Genomic DNA, 16,353 nt, shown 5'->3' with positions numbered 1-16,353 from the left:
CGACTGCGTGTGTCCCGCGGTCACCGTACCAACGTAACCGCCTGCCCGGCACGGGCGAAGGCTTCGCCCAGCAACGAGCCTGCCTTGATCGCCTCCACTTCCTCGAACAGCGCCTGCAATGCATCGGCCGGGCGCGAGGCCGGCGCCGCGACCGCCTGCTGGATCACGGTGAAACGGTCGGCCAGCACGCGGTGGCCGGGATGCGCCTGCGCCCAGGCGGCCAGCGGCTGGCGCACGCCGGCGGCGGCATCCAGGCGCTGCAGATCGAACAGGGTGATGGCAGCGGCCGACGTCTCGGCCCGCTCGATCATGGCGTGGCGCAGTTCGCGGCTGAGGAACAGGTCGTAGGCGGCGCCACGACCGACCGCGATGCGCAGACCATCGCGGTCCAGGTCGGCCACCTGCTGCGCAGGGCTGTCCTCGCGCACCAGGTAGGTGCCTTCGATCTCCACATAGGGGGCGCTGAAGGCGATGCGGCCGGCGCGCGCCGGATCGATGGCCAGGAAGGCCAGGTCCCAGGCATCCTTGCTGGCTGCAGCGACCACCGCGGCCGCGGCGTCGTGGCAGGTGAAGCGTGCCTGCACGCCCATGCGCTGCGCCAATGCCGTGGCCAGTTCCAGTGACGGCCCGCGCGGTGAGCGCGCGTCCCCCTGCGCCAGTACTGGATTGCCCAGGTTGATGGCCACGCGCAGGAAGCCCAGCGGTGCCAGCGCACCACGATGATCGGCCAGGGACATGCAGGACTCCGCGGGGAAAGGGCGGTCCAGCATGCCAGTACGGACCTGCAAGGCAGTGTCAGCATCCGGTTATCCTGCGGACATGAACCCCATCCTGCACGTCGAGATACCGGTCACTGACCTGGCCCGGGCCATCACGTTCTACCAGCACTGGCTGCAGGTGGCGGTGGACGAACCGATCCTGCTGCACGACTGCAGGATGGCCTACCTGCCGTTTGCCGATGAGGCCACCGGTGCCAGCATGGCGCTGGTGCGGGGGGCCGACTATCTGCCCTCCGTCCACGGTGCGCGCATCTACATCGGGGTTGATGACCTGGATGCCAGCCTCGAGCGTGCGCTGCAGGCCGGGGCCGAGCTGCGCTTCGGCCCGGCCGATGCCGGTGACTGGCGCGTGGCCGAGATCGCCGACAGCGAAGGCAATCGCATTGCGCTGCAGGCGCGCGTGGTTCTGTAGGGCCGAGCCCATGCTCGGCTGCTGTTGACCCAGCCGCCAACGCTCATCCGAGCATCGGCCCGGCTCTACACCGTGGCCGAGCGTGAGCGCTGCAGCCAGTCGTTGATCGCCGGGTCCAGCCGTGGGTCGTCCGGCAGCTGCATGCCGAAGCGCTGCTGCAACACCTCGCGCACGTCGCCCACATCGCGCAGCGGACGCTTGACCGGTGCCTGGCCGGGACGGTACTCGGTGTAGTTGCCACTGCCGATGGTGCGTCGCCAGTCCGGCCCGGTCAGGGATGCGCGCAGCTGGCCGGGGAAACTGGAATCGGGATGGGTGCACACGTACCAGTTGCCCACGACGTTGTCGATCGGTGCCGGCGCGTGCAGGTCGAAGCGATACATCGCCCGCCAGCCATCGCCGGACTCGGCGGACAGCACGAAATCCCCCTCGCCGGGCAGGCGCTGCAACAGGAAGCGCTCGTGGGGCGTGGCCTGCGGCTGCGGATCATGCAGCCGCAGCGGTACGGTCGGGGTCAGGCTGCCGAAACCGGCATCCACCAGCCAGTCATCGCCGTCCACCTGCACACGCAGCAGCAGGTGGGTGCGTGCGGTCAGTTCGCCGTCCTGGGCGGCCAGCAGCACGCGCGCGCTCAACGGCTGTGCATCGAAGCCCAGCGCCTGCAGCAGTGCCAGCAGGCCGCCGTTGAGTTCGAAGCAGTAGCCGCCACGACGGTCGTCGAGCAGCTTGCGCTGCACGCTGTCCAGGTCGATCGGTACTGCATCGCGCAGCAGGCAGCTGAGGGTTTCGAACGGCAGCAGTGCGTTGTGGCGCTGCTGCAGCAGGGTCAGGCCCGCCAGCGTCAGCGGTGGCGGTGCATCCAGCTGCAGGCGTTGCAGGTAGCGGGGGACATCGAGCGTCGTCATGCGCGCGCCGGGCGGGGGAGGGAGATCTACTGTGCTCTCCCAACCGGGGTTGAGGTCAAGCATTGCGCGGGTGTCATCCCCCCGTCGCCTGTGCCGGGTACAAAGGCCGCGTCCGCCAGCAATCGGTGGGAGTGAACCAGGAGCGCCCTAAAGTTGCGCCATTTCCCGCCGATACAGGTGCGTCCTTCCGCCTGGAGCCTGTCATGTCGGCCGTCGTCCCCCACCTCCGGTCCCTGCGCATGCGGCTTGCCGCACTGCGCTCGGCGTCCCCCGGCCTGCTGCTGTGGCTGCAGCCGCATCGGCTCAGTGTGGCCAGCAAGCTCAAGGCGACCCTGTGGGTCTGTGGGCTGGGCCTGATCGCGATCGCCGCCGTCTACGCCTGGACCGGCCATGCCAGCACGCAGGCGGCGCGCAGCCAGGCCAGCTACCAGCACGGCAGCGATCTGGCCGCGAGCGTGGCCACGCGGGTGGCCGAGGCGCGTCGTCTGCAGACCCAGTATGCACGTAGTTTCGACGATGCCGACCGCGCGCAGCTGCTGGCGACGCAGAAGGCGCTCCAGGCCGATCTTCAGGCGCTGCGCGCGATGCCGATGGATCCCGGCCGGCGCGAGGCGCTGCGGGCACTGACCGAAGCCGCCGGCGCGTTCTCGCAGGGTGTGGCCGCCCTGTTCGAACGCGTCGATGAGATGGGTCGTGGCGATGCCGGCCTCGCCGCGCAATTGCAGCAGGCCGCCGACGCCCTGCAGGCGCAGGTGGATGCGTTGCAGCGGCCTTCGTTGGCGTTGTCCCTGCAGAAGATGCGCCGCCAGGAGGCACTGCTGCTGCTCGATGGCGACTCCACCCATGCCGACCGTGCGAGCGAAGAAAAGCTGCCGTTCGATCTCGCACTGGTGGGCCTGCCGACCGATGCGCAGGATGCCCTTCGTAACGGCATGGAGGCCTATCAGGCCGCATTGCTGGGCTATACCGCCGCCCGCGTGGGCCTGGATGTAGAGGCGCAATCGCTGCTGGATACCGCCGCCGGCGTGGCGCCGGCGCTGGCCGTCTTCCAGCAGGCCCAGGTGGCGGCGCTGGCCAAGGCACAGGCGCGCCAGCAGGCCGGCGCACGCACCATGAGCGTGCTGTTCGCGGTGACCCTGCTGCTGGTCGCCGGTGTGTTGATCACCAGCCTGGTGCTGGTGCTGCGTGCGGTGCGCCAGCCGATCCAGGACACCCTGCGTTTCGCCAGCGACATCGCCGACGACCGACTCGACACCACCCTGCGCGTCTACAACGCCAACGATGAAATCGGCCAGCTGGCGCAGCGCCTGGTCGACATGCAGCAGCGCCTGCGCGCGCGCATCGAGACCGAGCGTGCCGTGGCGCGCGGCAACACCCGTGTGCGGCAGGCATTGGACAGTGCGCAGACCGGGCTGATGGTGATCGATGCCGAGGGCCGGGTGGCCTACGTCAATCCGGCACTGCTGCAGCAACTCGAGCGCGAGGCCGAAGATCTGGTGGGCAGCGATGCCGTGCGCCTGCATCCGGCGCTGACCAGCCTGGCCGGCGCGCGCCAGCGCGAGGAGCGCGAGATCGGCCATGCCGGCGTGCGCTACCAGCTGATTGCCAACCCCATCATCGACGAAGGGCAGTTCCTCGGCGTAGCGGTGGAATGGCGCAGTCGTGCGCTGGAGACGCTGCTGGAAACCGAGGTCGCTGCCCTGGTCGATGCTGCAGCACGCGGCGACCTGCATGGCCGTATCGTGCTGGAGGGCAAGCAGGGCTTCGTGCGCACCTTGTCGACCAGCATCAATCGCCTGCTGGCCACCTTTGAAACCAACCTTGGTGACCTGCAGGCACTGCTGGCTGCGCTGGCCCGCGGCGACCTCAGCGTGCGCATGGAGGGGGACCTGCAGGGCGTGTTCGCGCGCATGCGCGACGATGCCAATGCCACCGTCGCGCAGCTGGGCCGCATCGTCACCCGCATCCAGCAGGCCACCTCCAGCCTGGATACCGGCGTTGGCGAGATCGTCGCCGGCCATCACGATCTGTCGCAGCGCACCGAGCAGCAGGCCGCCAACCTGGAAGAGACCGCGGCGTCGATGCAGGAGCTGACCGATACCGTCGGCCGCAACGCCGATGCCGCAGGCCGCGCCGATGCACTGGTGCAGGGCGCGGCGGCGGTGGCCCAGCGGGGTGGCGAGGCGGTCGGCCAGGTGGTCGCGACCATGCATGGCATCAGCGAAGCCTCGCGCCGGATCGGCGACATCACCCAGTTGATCGACGGCATCGCCTTCCAGACCAACATCCTTGCCCTCAATGCGGCGGTGGAAGCGGCGCGTGCCGGCGAGCAGGGCCGCAGCTTCGCCGTGGTGGCCGCCGAAGTGCGCCTGCTGGCGCAGCGCAGTGCCGAGGCGGCCAAGCAGATCAAGGGGCTGATCGAGGATTCGGTGGCGCGTGTCGGCCAGGGCAACCAGCAGGCCGCGCAGGCCGGCACCACGATGGGCGAGATCGTCGGCAGCGTGCAGCAGCTGGCCGAGCTGCTGGCAGGTATCCGCAGTGCGTCGCAGGACCAGCATGCGGGCATCGCTCAGGTGAACCAGACCATCGTGCAGATGGAAGCCAGCACCCAGCGCAACGCCAGTCTGGTGGAAGAGGCCGGTGCCTCCACGGCGCAGATGCAGGCGCAGGTGCGTGCCTTGGCAGAAGCCGTGGGCGCGTTCCGCTTGCAGTCGATGCCGCAGGCGCGCGCGGCGGCCTAGTCAGTCGAGCGTGGGCTCGGCGCTACATCGGCTGCACGAACACTGCAGAGCCGAGCCCATGCTCGGCTCACACCAGCGTTCGGCGGCAGGAATCAATACACGTCGCGGCGGTAGCGCCCGTTTTCCAGCAGCGTTTCCACCGCTTCATCACCCAGCGCGGTTCGCAGCACCTGGTCCACGCCTTCGGCCATGCCCTGCAACGACCCACAGACATGGATCACCGCACCGCGCTGCATCCAGTCGCGCAGCGCATCGACGGCCGCACGCAGGCGATCCTGCACGTAACCACCCTCGCCATCGCGCGAGAACGCCAGGTCCACCCGCGTGAGATGGCCATTGGCCTGCCAGGCTTCGATCTCGTCGGCGAACAGGAAGTCGTGTGCGCGCTGGCGTTCACCGAACAGCAGCCAGTGCCCGCGCTCGCCTGCGTGGGCAGCTTCGCGCAACAGGCTGCGCAGCCCGGCGATGCCGGTGCCGTTGCCGATCAGCACCATCGGCGCGCCGCTGACGCGATGGAAACCGGGGTTGCGATGCACGCGGGCGACGATGCCGGCACCGATCGGTGCATGCAACGACAGCCAGCCCGAGCCCAACCCGGCGCGACCGGAGGCGTCATGCACCAGCCGCACCACCAGCTCCACCACGCCATCATCCGTGCAGGAGGCGATCGAATACTCGCGGCTGGGCAGCAGCGGCAGCCCGGCCAGCCACAGGCAGGCATCCTGCACCGCCAGCGCGGCATCGGCCTCGGGCAGCTCGCGTTCACTGGCCAGCGCCAGCAGCGTGCGCGGATGGCCATCGACCAGCAGGGGCTGCAGCGGATCCAGACCGTGTCCCTTCAGCACGGCACCTGCATGCCGCGCGTTGTGGCGGGGTGCGATGTGCAGGATGTCACCCGCCTGCCACTGCACGTCGGCCGGTGCGGCAAGACGGATACGCCAGATGGCTCCGCCGACGCTGCCCGGGTTGAGATGGTCGCGGCCGAGCAGGCGCCACTCATGCATCTGCGTAGCCGCAGGCAGCACGCTGTCATCGGTGACGATGCCGGTGAGCGTACCCAGCTGCTGCTGCCATTGGCGCAATGCCGGCACCGAAGCGGCATCGACATCGATGCGCTCGAACAGCGGGCGCGCGCCGTTGCCGATCAGCCAGCCATCGAACTGGCGGCCGAAGCCGCAGTAATGCGGGTACTGGCGGTCGCCCAGCGCGAGCAGGCCGAACTGCAGGCGCGACAGGTCCAGGCGTTGTGCGAGCAGCAGCCGCGCCGCGCGGCGCGTGGCATCCGGTGGCTCGCCGTCGCCGAACGTGCTCAGCACGAGCAGCGCCTGGGAGGTGGCCTGCAGCGTCGCGGCATCGACGCGGGCCAGCGATAGCACCTGCACCGCATGACCGGACGCCTGCAGCTGCGCGGCCGCACGCCACGCCAGTTGTTCGCCCAGTCCGCTCTGGCTGGCATGCACCACCAGCCACGGCGGACCACGGCCATCGGTGGTCGTGGCCGGCAGCGCGCGGCGCAGCCCTCGCGCTGCACGCTGGCTGCGGCGGCGGTCCAGGTACAGCATCCAGCCGGTGATGAAGAACAGGCTCATGCCCAGGCTGCTGAGCATCACCACCACGCGCCCGGGCACACCGAAGTAGCTGCCCGAATGCAGCGCGAACACGCTGGTGGCCAGCTGTCCGCCCGCGCCCTGGCGTGCGTACGGGCGGGCATCGAGAACCGCGCCACTGGCCGGATCGAGCTGCAGCAGGTCATGCGCACGGTCGTGGTGGCCGCCGCGCTGCGACGGATCACCGGCCATCACCCGCACGTTCAGCGCCTGCCCCGGCTTCTCCGGCAGGCGCAGGTCGATGAAGCCGGTGCGCACGCCGGGTAGCGCGTACAGCGTGGCCTCGATGCGATGGACGTCCAGTGCCGCGTCGGCGGCAACCGTGTGCTTTGCCGCCGGCGCCACACCGAGCAGCGTGTTGGCCGCGTTGCGGTACCAGTCAAACGACCACCACAGGCCGGTCAGCGCACTCATCAGGTAGATCAGCAGCACCCAGGTGCCGACCACCGAGTGCAGGCTCCACAGGAAGCCTCGGCCGCTGCGCGTCCACTCCACCGCCAGCCAGCTGCGCCAGTGCCACCAGCGTCGTGGCCAGCGCAGGTAGAGACCGGACAGGGTGAAGAACAGCAGCGCGATTGCACAGCTGCCGGTGATCCACTTGCCGCGCTCACCGGCAGCGAGGTGGCGATGCAGGTCCTCGACGACGTCGAAGAATGCCTGCCCGCGCAGGGCGCTGAAGCGCTCGCCGCTGTACGGATCGAAGTACACCCAGTGTTCCTTGCCGCCGGCAAAGCGCGCGACCGACGGCCGCTGTCCGGTCGCATCCACGCGCAGGCGTTGCAGGGGGCGCTCGCTGCCAGCCTGCAGCAACGGCACCAGTTCGCTGAGTGCAAGGGGATGCTGGCCGTCCGCATGGTGCTCGGCGATCTCAGCGAAGCCAGGATTGGCCGCGCGCAGCAGCTCGTCCTCGAAGGACAGCATGGCGCCGCTGAGGCCCATCAGGGCCAGGACGGCACCGGCGGTAATGCCCAGCAGCCAATGAAGTTGGAACAGGACGTTCTTGAACATCGAAGGAGGAGGGCCAGGAAGGCTGCCGCCCGCATCCTGCGCAACAGCAAATGAGAATTAGTCGCGGAATTCTCCGTGGCGCCCTGCCTGCGGTCAAGCAGGGGTTGCCGGCCGGGCTGCGCCCGGCACCCGCGGTAGTGCCGGCCTGGCCGGCAACCTCAGAAGCAACAGCCGAAGCAACAGCGGGTTTCCTGTGAGGAAGCGGGGCGGGTCCGGTTGCGGGGGACGGCGCAAGTACGTCCCTGTAGCCTTGGCCGCGGCATCCATGCCGCGGACACCCCCTCAACCGGACCCACCCCGCCTTCGGCAGTTCCTGCGATCTGTCGGAACGAGGTTCTGCTTTGGTGGGTGCCGACCGTTGGTCGGCACGGGGTCTGATTCCGTTCTGAATATCGATAGATGTGTCGACCAAGGTCGACACCTACCAACAGCCGCCGGAATCTGTCGAAGGTGGGGCGGTGTGGCTGTGCAGGACCGTTGGCGCCATGGATGGCGCCATCGAGCCCCCACGGACGGGTTTACGGCGTGTCCTGCACAGCCACAGCGCCCCGCCATCCCACGGAAAGCCCGCTTTGGCTGTTGCCGTTGCATTGAGCAGGGTGCAGGGCTGCAAGCCCTGCAAAAACACCCTCACTTCACCCAGCTGTCGATCTCGCCGTGGGCGAACGGTCCCAGCTTTGCCTTCACCCGCCGCCCCTGTGCATCGAACAGCACGCTGTAGGGCAGCAGGCCCTGTGTATTGCCCAGCTGCACGCTGGCATCAAGCGGCCCCGGGGTTTCGATCACGATCGGATAATCCACCGGTACCCGCTGCAGGAAACCGCGCACGTCTTCCGGCGTATCCAGCGCCAGTCCCAGCACCTGCACACCGTGCTCGCCCTGGATATGTGCGAAACGCGCCAGTTCGGGCATTTCTTCCACGCAGGGCACGCACCAGCTGGCCCAGACATTGATCAACAGCGGGCGACCGCCAGCGTGCTGGCGCAGGTCCAGCGGCCGGCCTTCAAGATCGGGCAGCGACAGCGCGGGCAGGCTGTCGCCGACCTGCAGGGCAGGTGCCGCAGCCGCCACAGCAGGTGCCGCCGGCACGGCCTCAAGCGCCACCGGTCCCGGTGCCAATCGATGCCCGGCCCACAGGCCGAGGCCGGCGGCCAGCACCGCTGTCCACAGCAGCGCTGGCCGTTGCCACTTCATCGTGCGGTGCGCAGCAGCGCTTCCTCGACCACCGCCTGGGTCAACAGGGTCGGCAGCACGGTCGGCGGCGCACCCGGGCCGTACACCACGTACAGCGGCACGCCCACGGCCTTGTGCTCTTCAAGGAACGTGGTGATCTGCGGGTCGACGTTGGTGTAGTCACCGCGCATGTACACCGCGTTGGTGCGCTTGAGCAGTTCCTTGAACTCCGGCCGCGACAGCACGGCACGTTCATTGGCCTTGCAGCTCACGCACCAGTCGGCAGTCATGTTGACGAACACCACGCGGTTGTCCGCACGCAGGCGGTCCAGCAACTGCGGCGAATACTCGACCACGTTCTCGCTGGCGGCCTGTGCGGCCCGCGCCGGTGGTGCCAGCTGGGTCACGCCCCAGGCAGGAACCAGCGCGCCGATCGCCAGCAGCACGCCGAGCAGGGTCACCGCACGCGAGCCGGTCCAGCGATTGCGCTCGAACAGCCACAGGCCGAAGGCGAACAGCAGCAGGCCACCCAGCACCAGTGCCATGCCGTCCACGCCGCGCTGTTTGCCCAGCACCCACAGCAGCCACAGCGCGGTGGCATACATCGGGAAGGCCAGCACGTGCTTGAGCGTTTCCATCCACGGGCCGGGCTTGGGCAGGCGGCGTGCCAGCGCTGGCACGAAGCCGATCAGCAGGAACGGCAGCGCAAGGCCCAGGCCGAGGAACAGGAATACGGTCATCGCCTTCAGCGGCGGGGCAATGAACGCGTAGGCGATCGCCCCGCCCATGAACGGGCCGACGCAGGCGCTGCCGACCAGGCAGGCCAACGCACCGGTGAAGAAATCGCCGGCCGGCCCGCTGCGGCTGGCCAGCGACTGGCCGAGGTTGCCGATGCCACCGCCGAGGGTAAACACGCCGGACAGGCTCAGGCCCACCGCGAACATGATGTAGGCCAGCGCCGCCACCACGCCCGGGTGCTGCAGCTGGAAGCCGATGCCGACGGCGTTGCCGATCGCGCGCAGGCCCACCATCAGCGCGCCGATCACCGCGAACGCGACCAGCACGCCCAGCGTGTACCAGAGGGCATGGCTGCGTGCCCGCTCAGGGCTTTCGCCACTCTGCGCCAGGCTCAGCACCTTCAGCGACAGGATCGGCAGCACGCAGGGCATCAGGTTCAGCACCAGGCCACCGGCCAGCGCCAGCAGCAGCACCCACACGAACGAACGGTCCGGGTTCGGGGTTGTCGCCGGTGGGCGCGTGCGCAGTGCGTTGCCATCGCGCGCGTCGGCGGCGAACTCATTGCGCGCACCCTCACTGCCGCTGGCGGCGGGAGTGGCAATGCCGTCGTTGGGGACGGTCGGCAGCAGGCGCAACGGTGCGCCGTTGGCGGATTCACGTGGCACGCCGGCGGCGGGCAGCGGGCTGATCACCTCGTTGCGCGCTGGCGCCTGGTCAATGCTGGCGGACAGCTTGCCAGCGGGAATCGACAGCTTCACCCGGCGGGTCATCGGCGGGTAGCAGATGCCATCGGTCTGGCAGCCCTGGAAGGTCACCACCAAGGTGCTGTCGACGGCATCAGTGACAGTGCGGCGCAGCGGCAGCGGCACTTCCACCTGGTTGAAGTAGACCGAGACATCGCCGAAGTGCTCGTCGCGATGCGATTGCGCGGCTGGCCAGCGCGGCTTGCCGGCCAGCACGCCGGCGCTGCCTTCCAGCTTCAGCGAGGTGCGGTCGCGATACAGGTAATAGCCGGGCGCTGGGCTGAAGCGCAGCAGCAGGGTGTTGCCGTCACTGGCGATGGCATCGAAGCCGAACGCCTGTTCCGACGGCAGCGGCAGGGCCTGGCTGTTGTTGGCCGCGCCCGGCAGGCGCAGGCCACCGCTGTTGCCGGCACCGGCCAGCGGGTTGTTGAACGGGTTGGCCGCACCGGCACGCGCGGCAGGCACCGCCGCCGCCGCACCGGCGCCCGGCAGGGTGACCTGCACCACGCGCTTCTGCGGCGGGTAGCAGACACCGGCATCGGCGCAGCCCTGGTAACGCACTTCCAGGCTGATGGTGCCGGCAGCCTCGGACGGCGTGCCGGGCAGGGTGGCCTGCAGGCGCTCGCGATAGGTCTCGACTTCGCCGAAGAAATCGTCGTGGTGCTTGTCGCCCTTGGGCATCTGCAGCGCGCCGGCATTGAAGGCCGGGTCGGCCTTGACGCTGGTGCGGTGGCGATAAAGGTAATAGCCCGGTGCGATCTTGAACTGCAGTTGCACCTGGCCCCGTTCGGGGGCACTGGCGGTCAGCGCGAACGCCTGGTCCACCGGCAGCAGGTCCTTCTCATCCAGCGCGAAGGCCGGCAGCGAGAGCCACAACAGGGCGCACAAGGCGGCGCCGCGCGCAAACAGAGTCTTCAATCAGTGTCCTCCCGGGTCTGTGCCCGGATCCAGTCCAGATACGCCGGCAGGCCGGCCCGGGTTTCGACCGCGATGCACTCCGGGAGTTCATACGGATGCAGTGCGACGATCCGGGCAATTGCGTCATCGACGCGGCTCGCGGTGGTTTTCACCAGCAGCTGCAGTTCGGCGTCGGTGGTCACCTCCCCCTGCCAGCGGTAAGTCGACTGCGCGCCATCGAGGCGGGTCACGCATGCCGCCAGGCGCTCGCCGACCAGCGCGTGCGCGATGCGCTCGGCACTGGCCCGGTCCGGGCAGGTGGTCAACAGCAGCAGGACGGGATCGACGGTCGACATGACCGCCGAGTATAGGGCCGCCGCCGGGTCAGGGCCCGGCGGCGGCAGTGGACCGCTGCGTTGCGCGGTCAGTTGGCCAGCTGGCAGGTGGCCGGCTTGGCCGAGGTGAACAGGGCCGGGGTTGCCCACTCGGGGTGGTCGATGAACGGGTTGCGGTTGCCCTGGAAGCTGTAGATCACGTCATTGCGCGCACGCTCGGCATCATCCGGCGGATCGGACAGGTGCCAGTCGATCAGCGTGGACAGCAGGCCCATGTAGGCCGGCGAACTGCTGGTCTTGACGATTTTGCTGCGGTCGTCGGTCAGCTCCAGGTCCGGCTCGGACTGGCCGGTGGCCGCATCCTTGCCGCCCTCGTAACGGATCGCCATGTACATCACCGCACGCGCCATGTCGCCCTTGCGCTTGCCCCACACCTCGAAGGTGCCGGTGTTGCCGTCCGGCGTGCGCACCCAGTTGGAGTTGCCCGGATAGCCGCCGCTGCCGCCGCCCTGGCCGTTGTTGGCCTCGGTGGCGCGCTCGCCGCAGTTGGCGTCGCACTTGCCGAACGGCTTGTTGCCACGGTCGGCGTTCCACTGCGCGTCGGTCAGGTACAGCATGTGGGTGTCGGTATACGGCGCGTACGGCAGGCCCTTGTCACCGGTGGTGGTGGCAAAGCCCAGCGAGTTCGGCCAGGTGTGCTCGCGGTTGTACTTCAGGCCACTGCCACTGCCGGCGCGATCGGTCACCTTGGCGTAGCTGTGGTTGCGATATGCATCGAGGATCCTGCCGGAATTGTTCGGATCCTCGTCGGCGATTTCCAGAATGGTCCAGGTACTGGTGCCCGAGCCGCTGTAAGGGTAGGCGGTGTGGCCCTTGATGGTGGCATGCAGCGAGCAGCGCAGCTGGCTGGGGCTGCTGGTGTTGACCTTGGAGTAATAGCCGGCCGGCACGCCCGGGTTGCCCGGGTCCGGATTGCCGCCGGTGCTGGCCACGGTGAAGGCGATGCGGCTGTCGGCGGCCGGGTGCGCGCCCTGCAGGTCGGTGATGCGCGCGGCGCGGATGTCGAAGCGGCAGGCCTCACCGGCCACCAGCGCAGTGTTGGTGGACAGCTTCACGCTGCGGCCGCTGGCCGGGAAGGTCAACGGCACGCTGCCGGAGGTGCCGCAGCTCAGGGCGAAGGCGCCACTGGCCAGGTTCACCGTCTCGCTGAACACCACTTCCAGGTCGGCGGCGGCCGGGAAGGTGCTGCTGCCCTGCGCCGGGGTGGTGGTGGAGACCGACGGCGGTGTGTTCGGGCCCGGGGTTCCGCCGCCACTGAAGGTCTGGCCGTTGTTGCAGCTGCCGAAGGTCTGCCTGGCCGACTCGGCCCAGGTGAAGTGGGTGTACTGGCTGCCGCTGCCGGTCAGCTGCAGCGAGGTGCCCGCGGCCGTGCTGTTGGTCTCGGCCACCGGGATGTTCTGGCTGGTCATGCCGGCGGCAGGGCCACCGGAGGCGGTGATGGCGCCCTCGTAGCTGAGGAACTGGACCACCTTGCCGCTGGCATCGACCAGGGCGATGCCGTCGTTGGGGCCGTTCTGGATGCCGTTGGTCGGGTAGTTGACCACGGCGATGGTCGCGCTGCCGCAGCCGGCGGCGGTGCCGGCCGGGACCGGGTTGTTGGCGTAGACCGCGGCCGCCGAAGGATTGCTGCCGTTGTAGAGGTAGAGGCGGTAGCCGGACAGGTCCTCGCCGGCGGTGGCGACCACTTCGATGGCTTCGCCGACGTCACCGGCGGCGGTGCTGTCGTCGTAGTGCAGTTCGTTGATGAAAACCTCGGCCTGGGCCGGCGCGGCGGCCAGTGCCAGCAGGCAGGCGGCGGCAAGCGGGGACAGCAATCGCATCGACTACTCCTTGTGATTGGGAATGCCTGACCGAGCCTAAGGCCGATCCAGTGACACTTTGTCGTAAATGAACGTCAGATATCTGACAGTGCGACGCTTGTCACCGAAATTGTCCAAGACCGACGCCTTGGCCGAGGCGCGCGGGCGGAAAAATTTTTTCATTCCGCCCTTGAAAGGGGGCGGCGGGGCTCCATCTCTGCCCTGCTCCCGACGTTGTCGGGTTTCTTCACGTGCGGTTCTGGCACTCGCTTGGGGTGAGTGCTAACATCGCCGGACTTTTTTAGACCAATCAATCACTTAAGAGGTCTCCTATGAGCATCAAGCCGCTGCACGACCGCGTTGTGGTCAAGCCGATCGAAGCCGACGAAATCTCCGCCGGTGGCATCGTCATCCCCGACTCGGCCAAGGAAAAGTCCACCAAGGGTGAGGTCGTGGCCGTCGGCCCCGGCAAGCCGCTGGACAACGGCAACGTGCGCGCGCCGTCGCTGAAGGTCGGCGACAAGGTCATCTACGGCCAGTACGCCGGCAGCTCGTACAAGAGCGAAGGCGTCGAATACAAGGTCCTGCGCGAAGACGACGTGCTCGCCGTCATCGGCTGAGCCCCGGCGCGACCTGTTTCAACCTGATCCCAAACTCCCAGCCGCCGGGCATCGTCCGGCGCTACCAATGAGGTAAATGCAATGGCTGCCAAGGATATTCGTTTCGGTGAAGACGCCCGTTCGCGCATGGTGCGCGGCGTCAACGTTCTCGCCAATGCCGTCAAGGCCACCCTGGGCCCGAAGGGCCGCAACGTCGTGCTGGAAAAGAGCTTCGGCGCGCCGACCATCACCAAGGACGGCGTCTCCGTCGCCAAGGAGATCGAACTGGCTGACAAGTTCGAGAACATGGGCGCGCAGATGGTGAAGGAAGTTGCTTCGCGCACCAACGACGATGCCGGCGACGGCACCACCACCGCCACCGTGCTGGCCCAGGCCCTGATCCGCGAAGGCGCCAAGGCCGTTGCCGCCGGCATGAACCCGATGGACCTCAAGCGCGGTATCGACAAGGCCGTCTCGGCCGCCGTCGCCGAGCTGAAGAACATCTCCAAGCCGACCGCCGACGACAAGGCGATCGCCCAGGTCGGTACCATCTCGGCCAACTCGGACGAGTCGATCGGCCAGATCATCGCTGACGCGATGAAGGAAGTCGGCAAGGAAGGCGTCATCACCGTTGAAGAAGGCTCGGGCCTGGACAACGAGCTGGACGTGGTCAAGGGCATGCAGTTCGACCGCGGCTACCTGTCGCCGTACTTCATCAACAACCAGCAGTCGCAGACCGCTGACCTGGATGACCCGTTCATCCTGCTGCACGACAAGAAGATCTCCAACGTCCGTGACCTGCTGCCGGTGCTGGAAGGCGTCGCCAAGGCCGGCAAGCCGCTGCTGATCGTGGCCGAGGAAGTCGAAGGCGAAGCGCTGGCCACCCTGGTGGTCAACACCATCCGTGGCATCGTCAAGGTCGTGGCCGTCAAGGCCCCGGGCTTCGGCGACCGTCGCAAGGCGATGCTGGAAGACATGGCCGTGCTGACCGGCGGCACCGTGATCTCCGAAGAAGTCGGCCTGTCGCTGGAGAAGGCCACCATAAAGGACCTGGGCCGCGCCAAGAAGGTGCAGGTCTCCAAGGAGAACACCACCATCATTGACGGCGTCGGCGACAAGGCCAACGTTGATGCACGCGTGGCGCAGATCAAGACCCAGATCCAGGACACCTCCTCGGATTACGACCGCGAGAAGCTGCAGGAACGCGTGGCCAAGCTGGCCGGCGGTGTTGCCGTGATCAAGGTCGGCGCCTCGACCGAAATCGAAATGAAGGAAAAGAAGGATCGCGTCGACGACGCCCTGCACGCGACCCGTGCGGCCGTTGAAGAAGGCGTGGTTCCGGGCGGCGGCGTTGCCCTGGTCCGCGCGATCACCGCGCTGGCCGGCCTGAAGGGCGCCAACGAAGACCAGAACCACGGCATCCAGATCGCCCTGCGTGCGATGGAAGCCCCGCTGCGCGAGATCGTGGCCAACGCCGGTGACGAGCCGTCGGTCATCATCAACAAGGTCAAGGAAGGCACCGGCAGCTTCGGTTACAACGCCGCCACCGGCGAGTTCGGCGACATGCTGCAGTTCGGCATCCTGGACCCGACCAAGGTGACCCGTTCGGCGCTGCAGAACGCCGCCTCGATCGCTGGCCTGATGATCACCACCGAAGCCATGGTTGCCGAAGCTCCGAAGAAGGACGAGCCGGCCATGGGTGGCGCCGGTGGCATGGGCGGCATGGGTGGCATGGGCGGCATGGACTTCTAAGTCCACGTCCCCCGGCGGTCGTTGCCGACCCTGGTCGGCACGCCCTCCCGATGCAAGGAAGAACCCCGCCGCAAGGCGGGGTTTTTCGTTGCCCGGTTGCCGCCGCAGCAGCGCATCGCTACGCTCGGTGGCCATGCCTACCTCCTTCATCGTCGTCGACGACTTCCTTTCTCCTGCCGATGCGCAGGGGCTGCGCCAGGCGGCGCTGGGCCTGACCTATCCGGTGCAGGAGGGTGCATTCCCCGGCCGCAATTCGCAGCAGCGGCTGGAACTGGATGGGCTGTCCGGCGCGGTCTCGCGGCTGGTCAACGAACCGCTGCGGCCGGTCAACCCACTGCAGTCGCACGGCAAGTTCCGCCTTACCCTGGCCGGTGACACCGGCCGCGCCAAGGTGCACGCCGATCACTCGCACTGGTCGGGCATCCTCTACCTGAGTGCACCGGAGCACTGCGAGGGCGGCACCGAGTTCTTCCGCCACCGCCGTACCGGCACCGAGCGCATGGCCCTGGATGCAGCGGAGCTGGCCGCATTGGGCTATGCCAACGGCGGCGACATGCATCGTGACATCATCGAGCGCGACAGCAACGACGACAGCCAGTGGGAAATGACCATGCGCATCCCGATGCGTTTCAACCGGCTGGTGCTGCTGCGGCCCTGGTTCTGGCATACCGCCGGGCCAGCGTTCGGCGACCGCCAGGAGAATGGCCGGCTGGTGTACCTGATGTTCTTCGAGCAGGCGCGCTGAGCGGATCAGGCATCCACGCGTGAGGTGGATCCACACGCCATGCATGGTTGCTCCCATCCG

12 protein-coding genes are annotated in these 16,353 nt (G+C 68.1%); 5 read left to right on the top strand and 7 right to left on the bottom strand.

Annotated features, from left to right (window positions below):
• Positions 1-20: 20 nt before the first annotated feature.
• Positions 21-737: a transporter substrate-binding domain-containing protein gene (locus AC5P6H_RS02780; RefSeq protein ID WP_495202304.1), complete on the bottom strand. Its 717-nt coding sequence runs from the start codon at positions 735-737 to the stop codon at positions 21-23.
• Positions 738-819: 82 nt separating this feature from the next.
• On the opposite strand from AC5P6H_RS02780, the gene AC5P6H_RS02775 reads away from it, so the two are divergent.
• Complete coding sequence (locus AC5P6H_RS02775) at positions 820-1,191, top strand: VOC family protein (RefSeq protein ID WP_401729225.1); 372 nt, start codon at positions 820-822, stop codon at positions 1,189-1,191.
• Positions 1,192-1,256: 65 nt separating this feature from the next.
• On the opposite strand, the gene AC5P6H_RS02770 is transcribed toward AC5P6H_RS02775, so the two are convergent.
• Entirely contained in the window at positions 1,257-2,096 is an 840-nt protein-coding gene (locus tag AC5P6H_RS02770; RefSeq protein ID WP_495202303.1) for an arylamine N-acetyltransferase family protein, read from the bottom strand.
• A gap of 203 nt (positions 2,097-2,299) precedes the next feature.
• Between AC5P6H_RS02770 and AC5P6H_RS02765 the strand changes: the two genes are divergently transcribed.
• Positions 2,300-4,837, top strand: a complete 2,538-nt coding sequence (locus AC5P6H_RS02765; RefSeq protein WP_346601334.1) for a methyl-accepting chemotaxis protein — start codon at positions 2,300-2,302, stop codon at positions 4,835-4,837.
• A gap of 92 nt (positions 4,838-4,929) precedes the next feature.
• Here the strand turns inward: AC5P6H_RS02765 and AC5P6H_RS02760 are convergent, their stop codons facing one another.
• From AC5P6H_RS02760 to AC5P6H_RS02740, 5 genes are all read right to left on the bottom strand, one after another.
• Positions 4,930-7,452, bottom strand: a complete 2,523-nt coding sequence (locus tag AC5P6H_RS02760) for a PepSY domain-containing protein (protein ID WP_049439303.1) — start codon at positions 7,450-7,452, stop codon at positions 4,930-4,932.
• 630 nt (positions 7,453-8,082) lie between these two features.
• Positions 8,083-8,646 carry a TlpA family protein disulfide reductase gene (locus AC5P6H_RS02755; protein ID WP_495202302.1) on the bottom strand — a complete coding sequence of 188 codons (564 nt, stop codon included), beginning with the start codon at positions 8,644-8,646 and terminating at the stop codon, positions 8,083-8,085.
• On the bottom strand, positions 8,643-11,024 hold the full coding sequence (locus tag AC5P6H_RS02750; RefSeq protein ID WP_053494579.1) for a protein-disulfide reductase DsbD family protein: 2,382 nt from the start codon (positions 11,022-11,024) through the stop codon (positions 8,643-8,645). The genes AC5P6H_RS02755 and AC5P6H_RS02750 overlap by 4 nt, the downstream gene beginning before the upstream one ends.
• Positions 11,021-11,359: a divalent-cation tolerance protein CutA gene (gene cutA / locus AC5P6H_RS02745; protein ID WP_014648595.1), complete on the bottom strand. Its 339-nt coding sequence runs from the start codon at positions 11,357-11,359 to the stop codon at positions 11,021-11,023. Before cutA ends, AC5P6H_RS02750 begins: the two co-directional genes overlap by 4 nt.
• Before the next feature lie 68 nt (positions 11,360-11,427).
• On the bottom strand, positions 11,428-13,218 hold the full coding sequence (locus AC5P6H_RS02740) for an endonuclease (protein WP_014648594.1): 1,791 nt from the start codon (positions 13,216-13,218) through the stop codon (positions 11,428-11,430).
• A gap of 311 nt (positions 13,219-13,529) precedes the next feature.
• Between AC5P6H_RS02740 and AC5P6H_RS02735 the strand changes: the two genes are divergently transcribed.
• From AC5P6H_RS02735 to AC5P6H_RS02725, 3 genes are all read left to right on the top strand, one after another.
• Positions 13,530-13,817, top strand: a complete 288-nt coding sequence (locus AC5P6H_RS02735) for a co-chaperone GroES (RefSeq protein ID WP_005411227.1) — start codon at positions 13,530-13,532, stop codon at positions 13,815-13,817.
• Between the two features lie 81 nt (positions 13,818-13,898).
• Positions 13,899-15,548 (top strand): chaperonin GroEL, encoded by a 1,650-nt coding sequence (gene groL / locus AC5P6H_RS02730; protein WP_005411226.1) that lies wholly within the window; start codon positions 13,899-13,901, stop codon positions 15,546-15,548.
• A gap of 133 nt (positions 15,549-15,681) precedes the next feature.
• Entirely contained in the window at positions 15,682-16,293 is a 612-nt protein-coding gene (locus AC5P6H_RS02725) for a DUF6445 family protein (protein ID WP_495202301.1), read from the top strand.
• The last annotated feature ends 60 nt before the right edge of the window (positions 16,294-16,353 follow it).

The sequence above is a fragment of the Stenotrophomonas sp. YJH_SMC_110 genome, assembly GCF_059369255.1.
This window is presented reverse-complemented; position numbering and strand designations above follow the sequence as displayed.

What these genes read in the sequence shown, in the direction of transcription:
- AC5P6H_RS02780 (WP_495202304.1), bottom strand. Translation starts at nt 737, where the DNA reads ATGTCCCTGGCCGATCATCGTGGTGCGCTGGCACCGCTGGGCTTCCTG.
- AC5P6H_RS02775 (WP_401729225.1), top strand. Translation starts at nt 820, where the DNA reads ATGAACCCCATCCTGCACGTCGAGATACCGGTCACTGACCTGGCCCGG.
- AC5P6H_RS02770 (WP_495202303.1), bottom strand. Translation starts at nt 2,096, where the DNA reads ATGACGACGCTCGATGTCCCCCGCTACCTGCAACGCCTGCAGCTGGAT.
- AC5P6H_RS02765 (WP_346601334.1), top strand. Translation starts at nt 2,300, where the DNA reads ATGTCGGCCGTCGTCCCCCACCTCCGGTCCCTGCGCATGCGGCTTGCC.
- AC5P6H_RS02760 (WP_049439303.1), bottom strand. Translation starts at nt 7,452, where the DNA reads ATGTTCAAGAACGTCCTGTTCCAACTTCATTGGCTGCTGGGCATTACC.
- AC5P6H_RS02755 (WP_495202302.1), bottom strand. Translation starts at nt 8,646, where the DNA reads ATGAAGTGGCAACGGCCAGCGCTGCTGTGGACAGCGGTGCTGGCCGCC.
- cutA (WP_014648595.1), bottom strand. Translation starts at nt 11,359, where the DNA reads ATGTCGACCGTCGATCCCGTCCTGCTGCTGTTGACCACCTGCCCGGAC.
- AC5P6H_RS02740 (WP_014648594.1), bottom strand. Translation starts at nt 13,218, where the DNA reads ATGCGATTGCTGTCCCCGCTTGCCGCCGCCTGCCTGCTGGCACTGGCC.
- AC5P6H_RS02735 (WP_005411227.1), top strand. Translation starts at nt 13,530, where the DNA reads ATGAGCATCAAGCCGCTGCACGACCGCGTTGTGGTCAAGCCGATCGAA.
- groL (WP_005411226.1), top strand. Translation starts at nt 13,899, where the DNA reads ATGGCTGCCAAGGATATTCGTTTCGGTGAAGACGCCCGTTCGCGCATG.
- AC5P6H_RS02725 (WP_495202301.1), top strand. Translation starts at nt 15,682, where the DNA reads ATGCCTACCTCCTTCATCGTCGTCGACGACTTCCTTTCTCCTGCCGAT.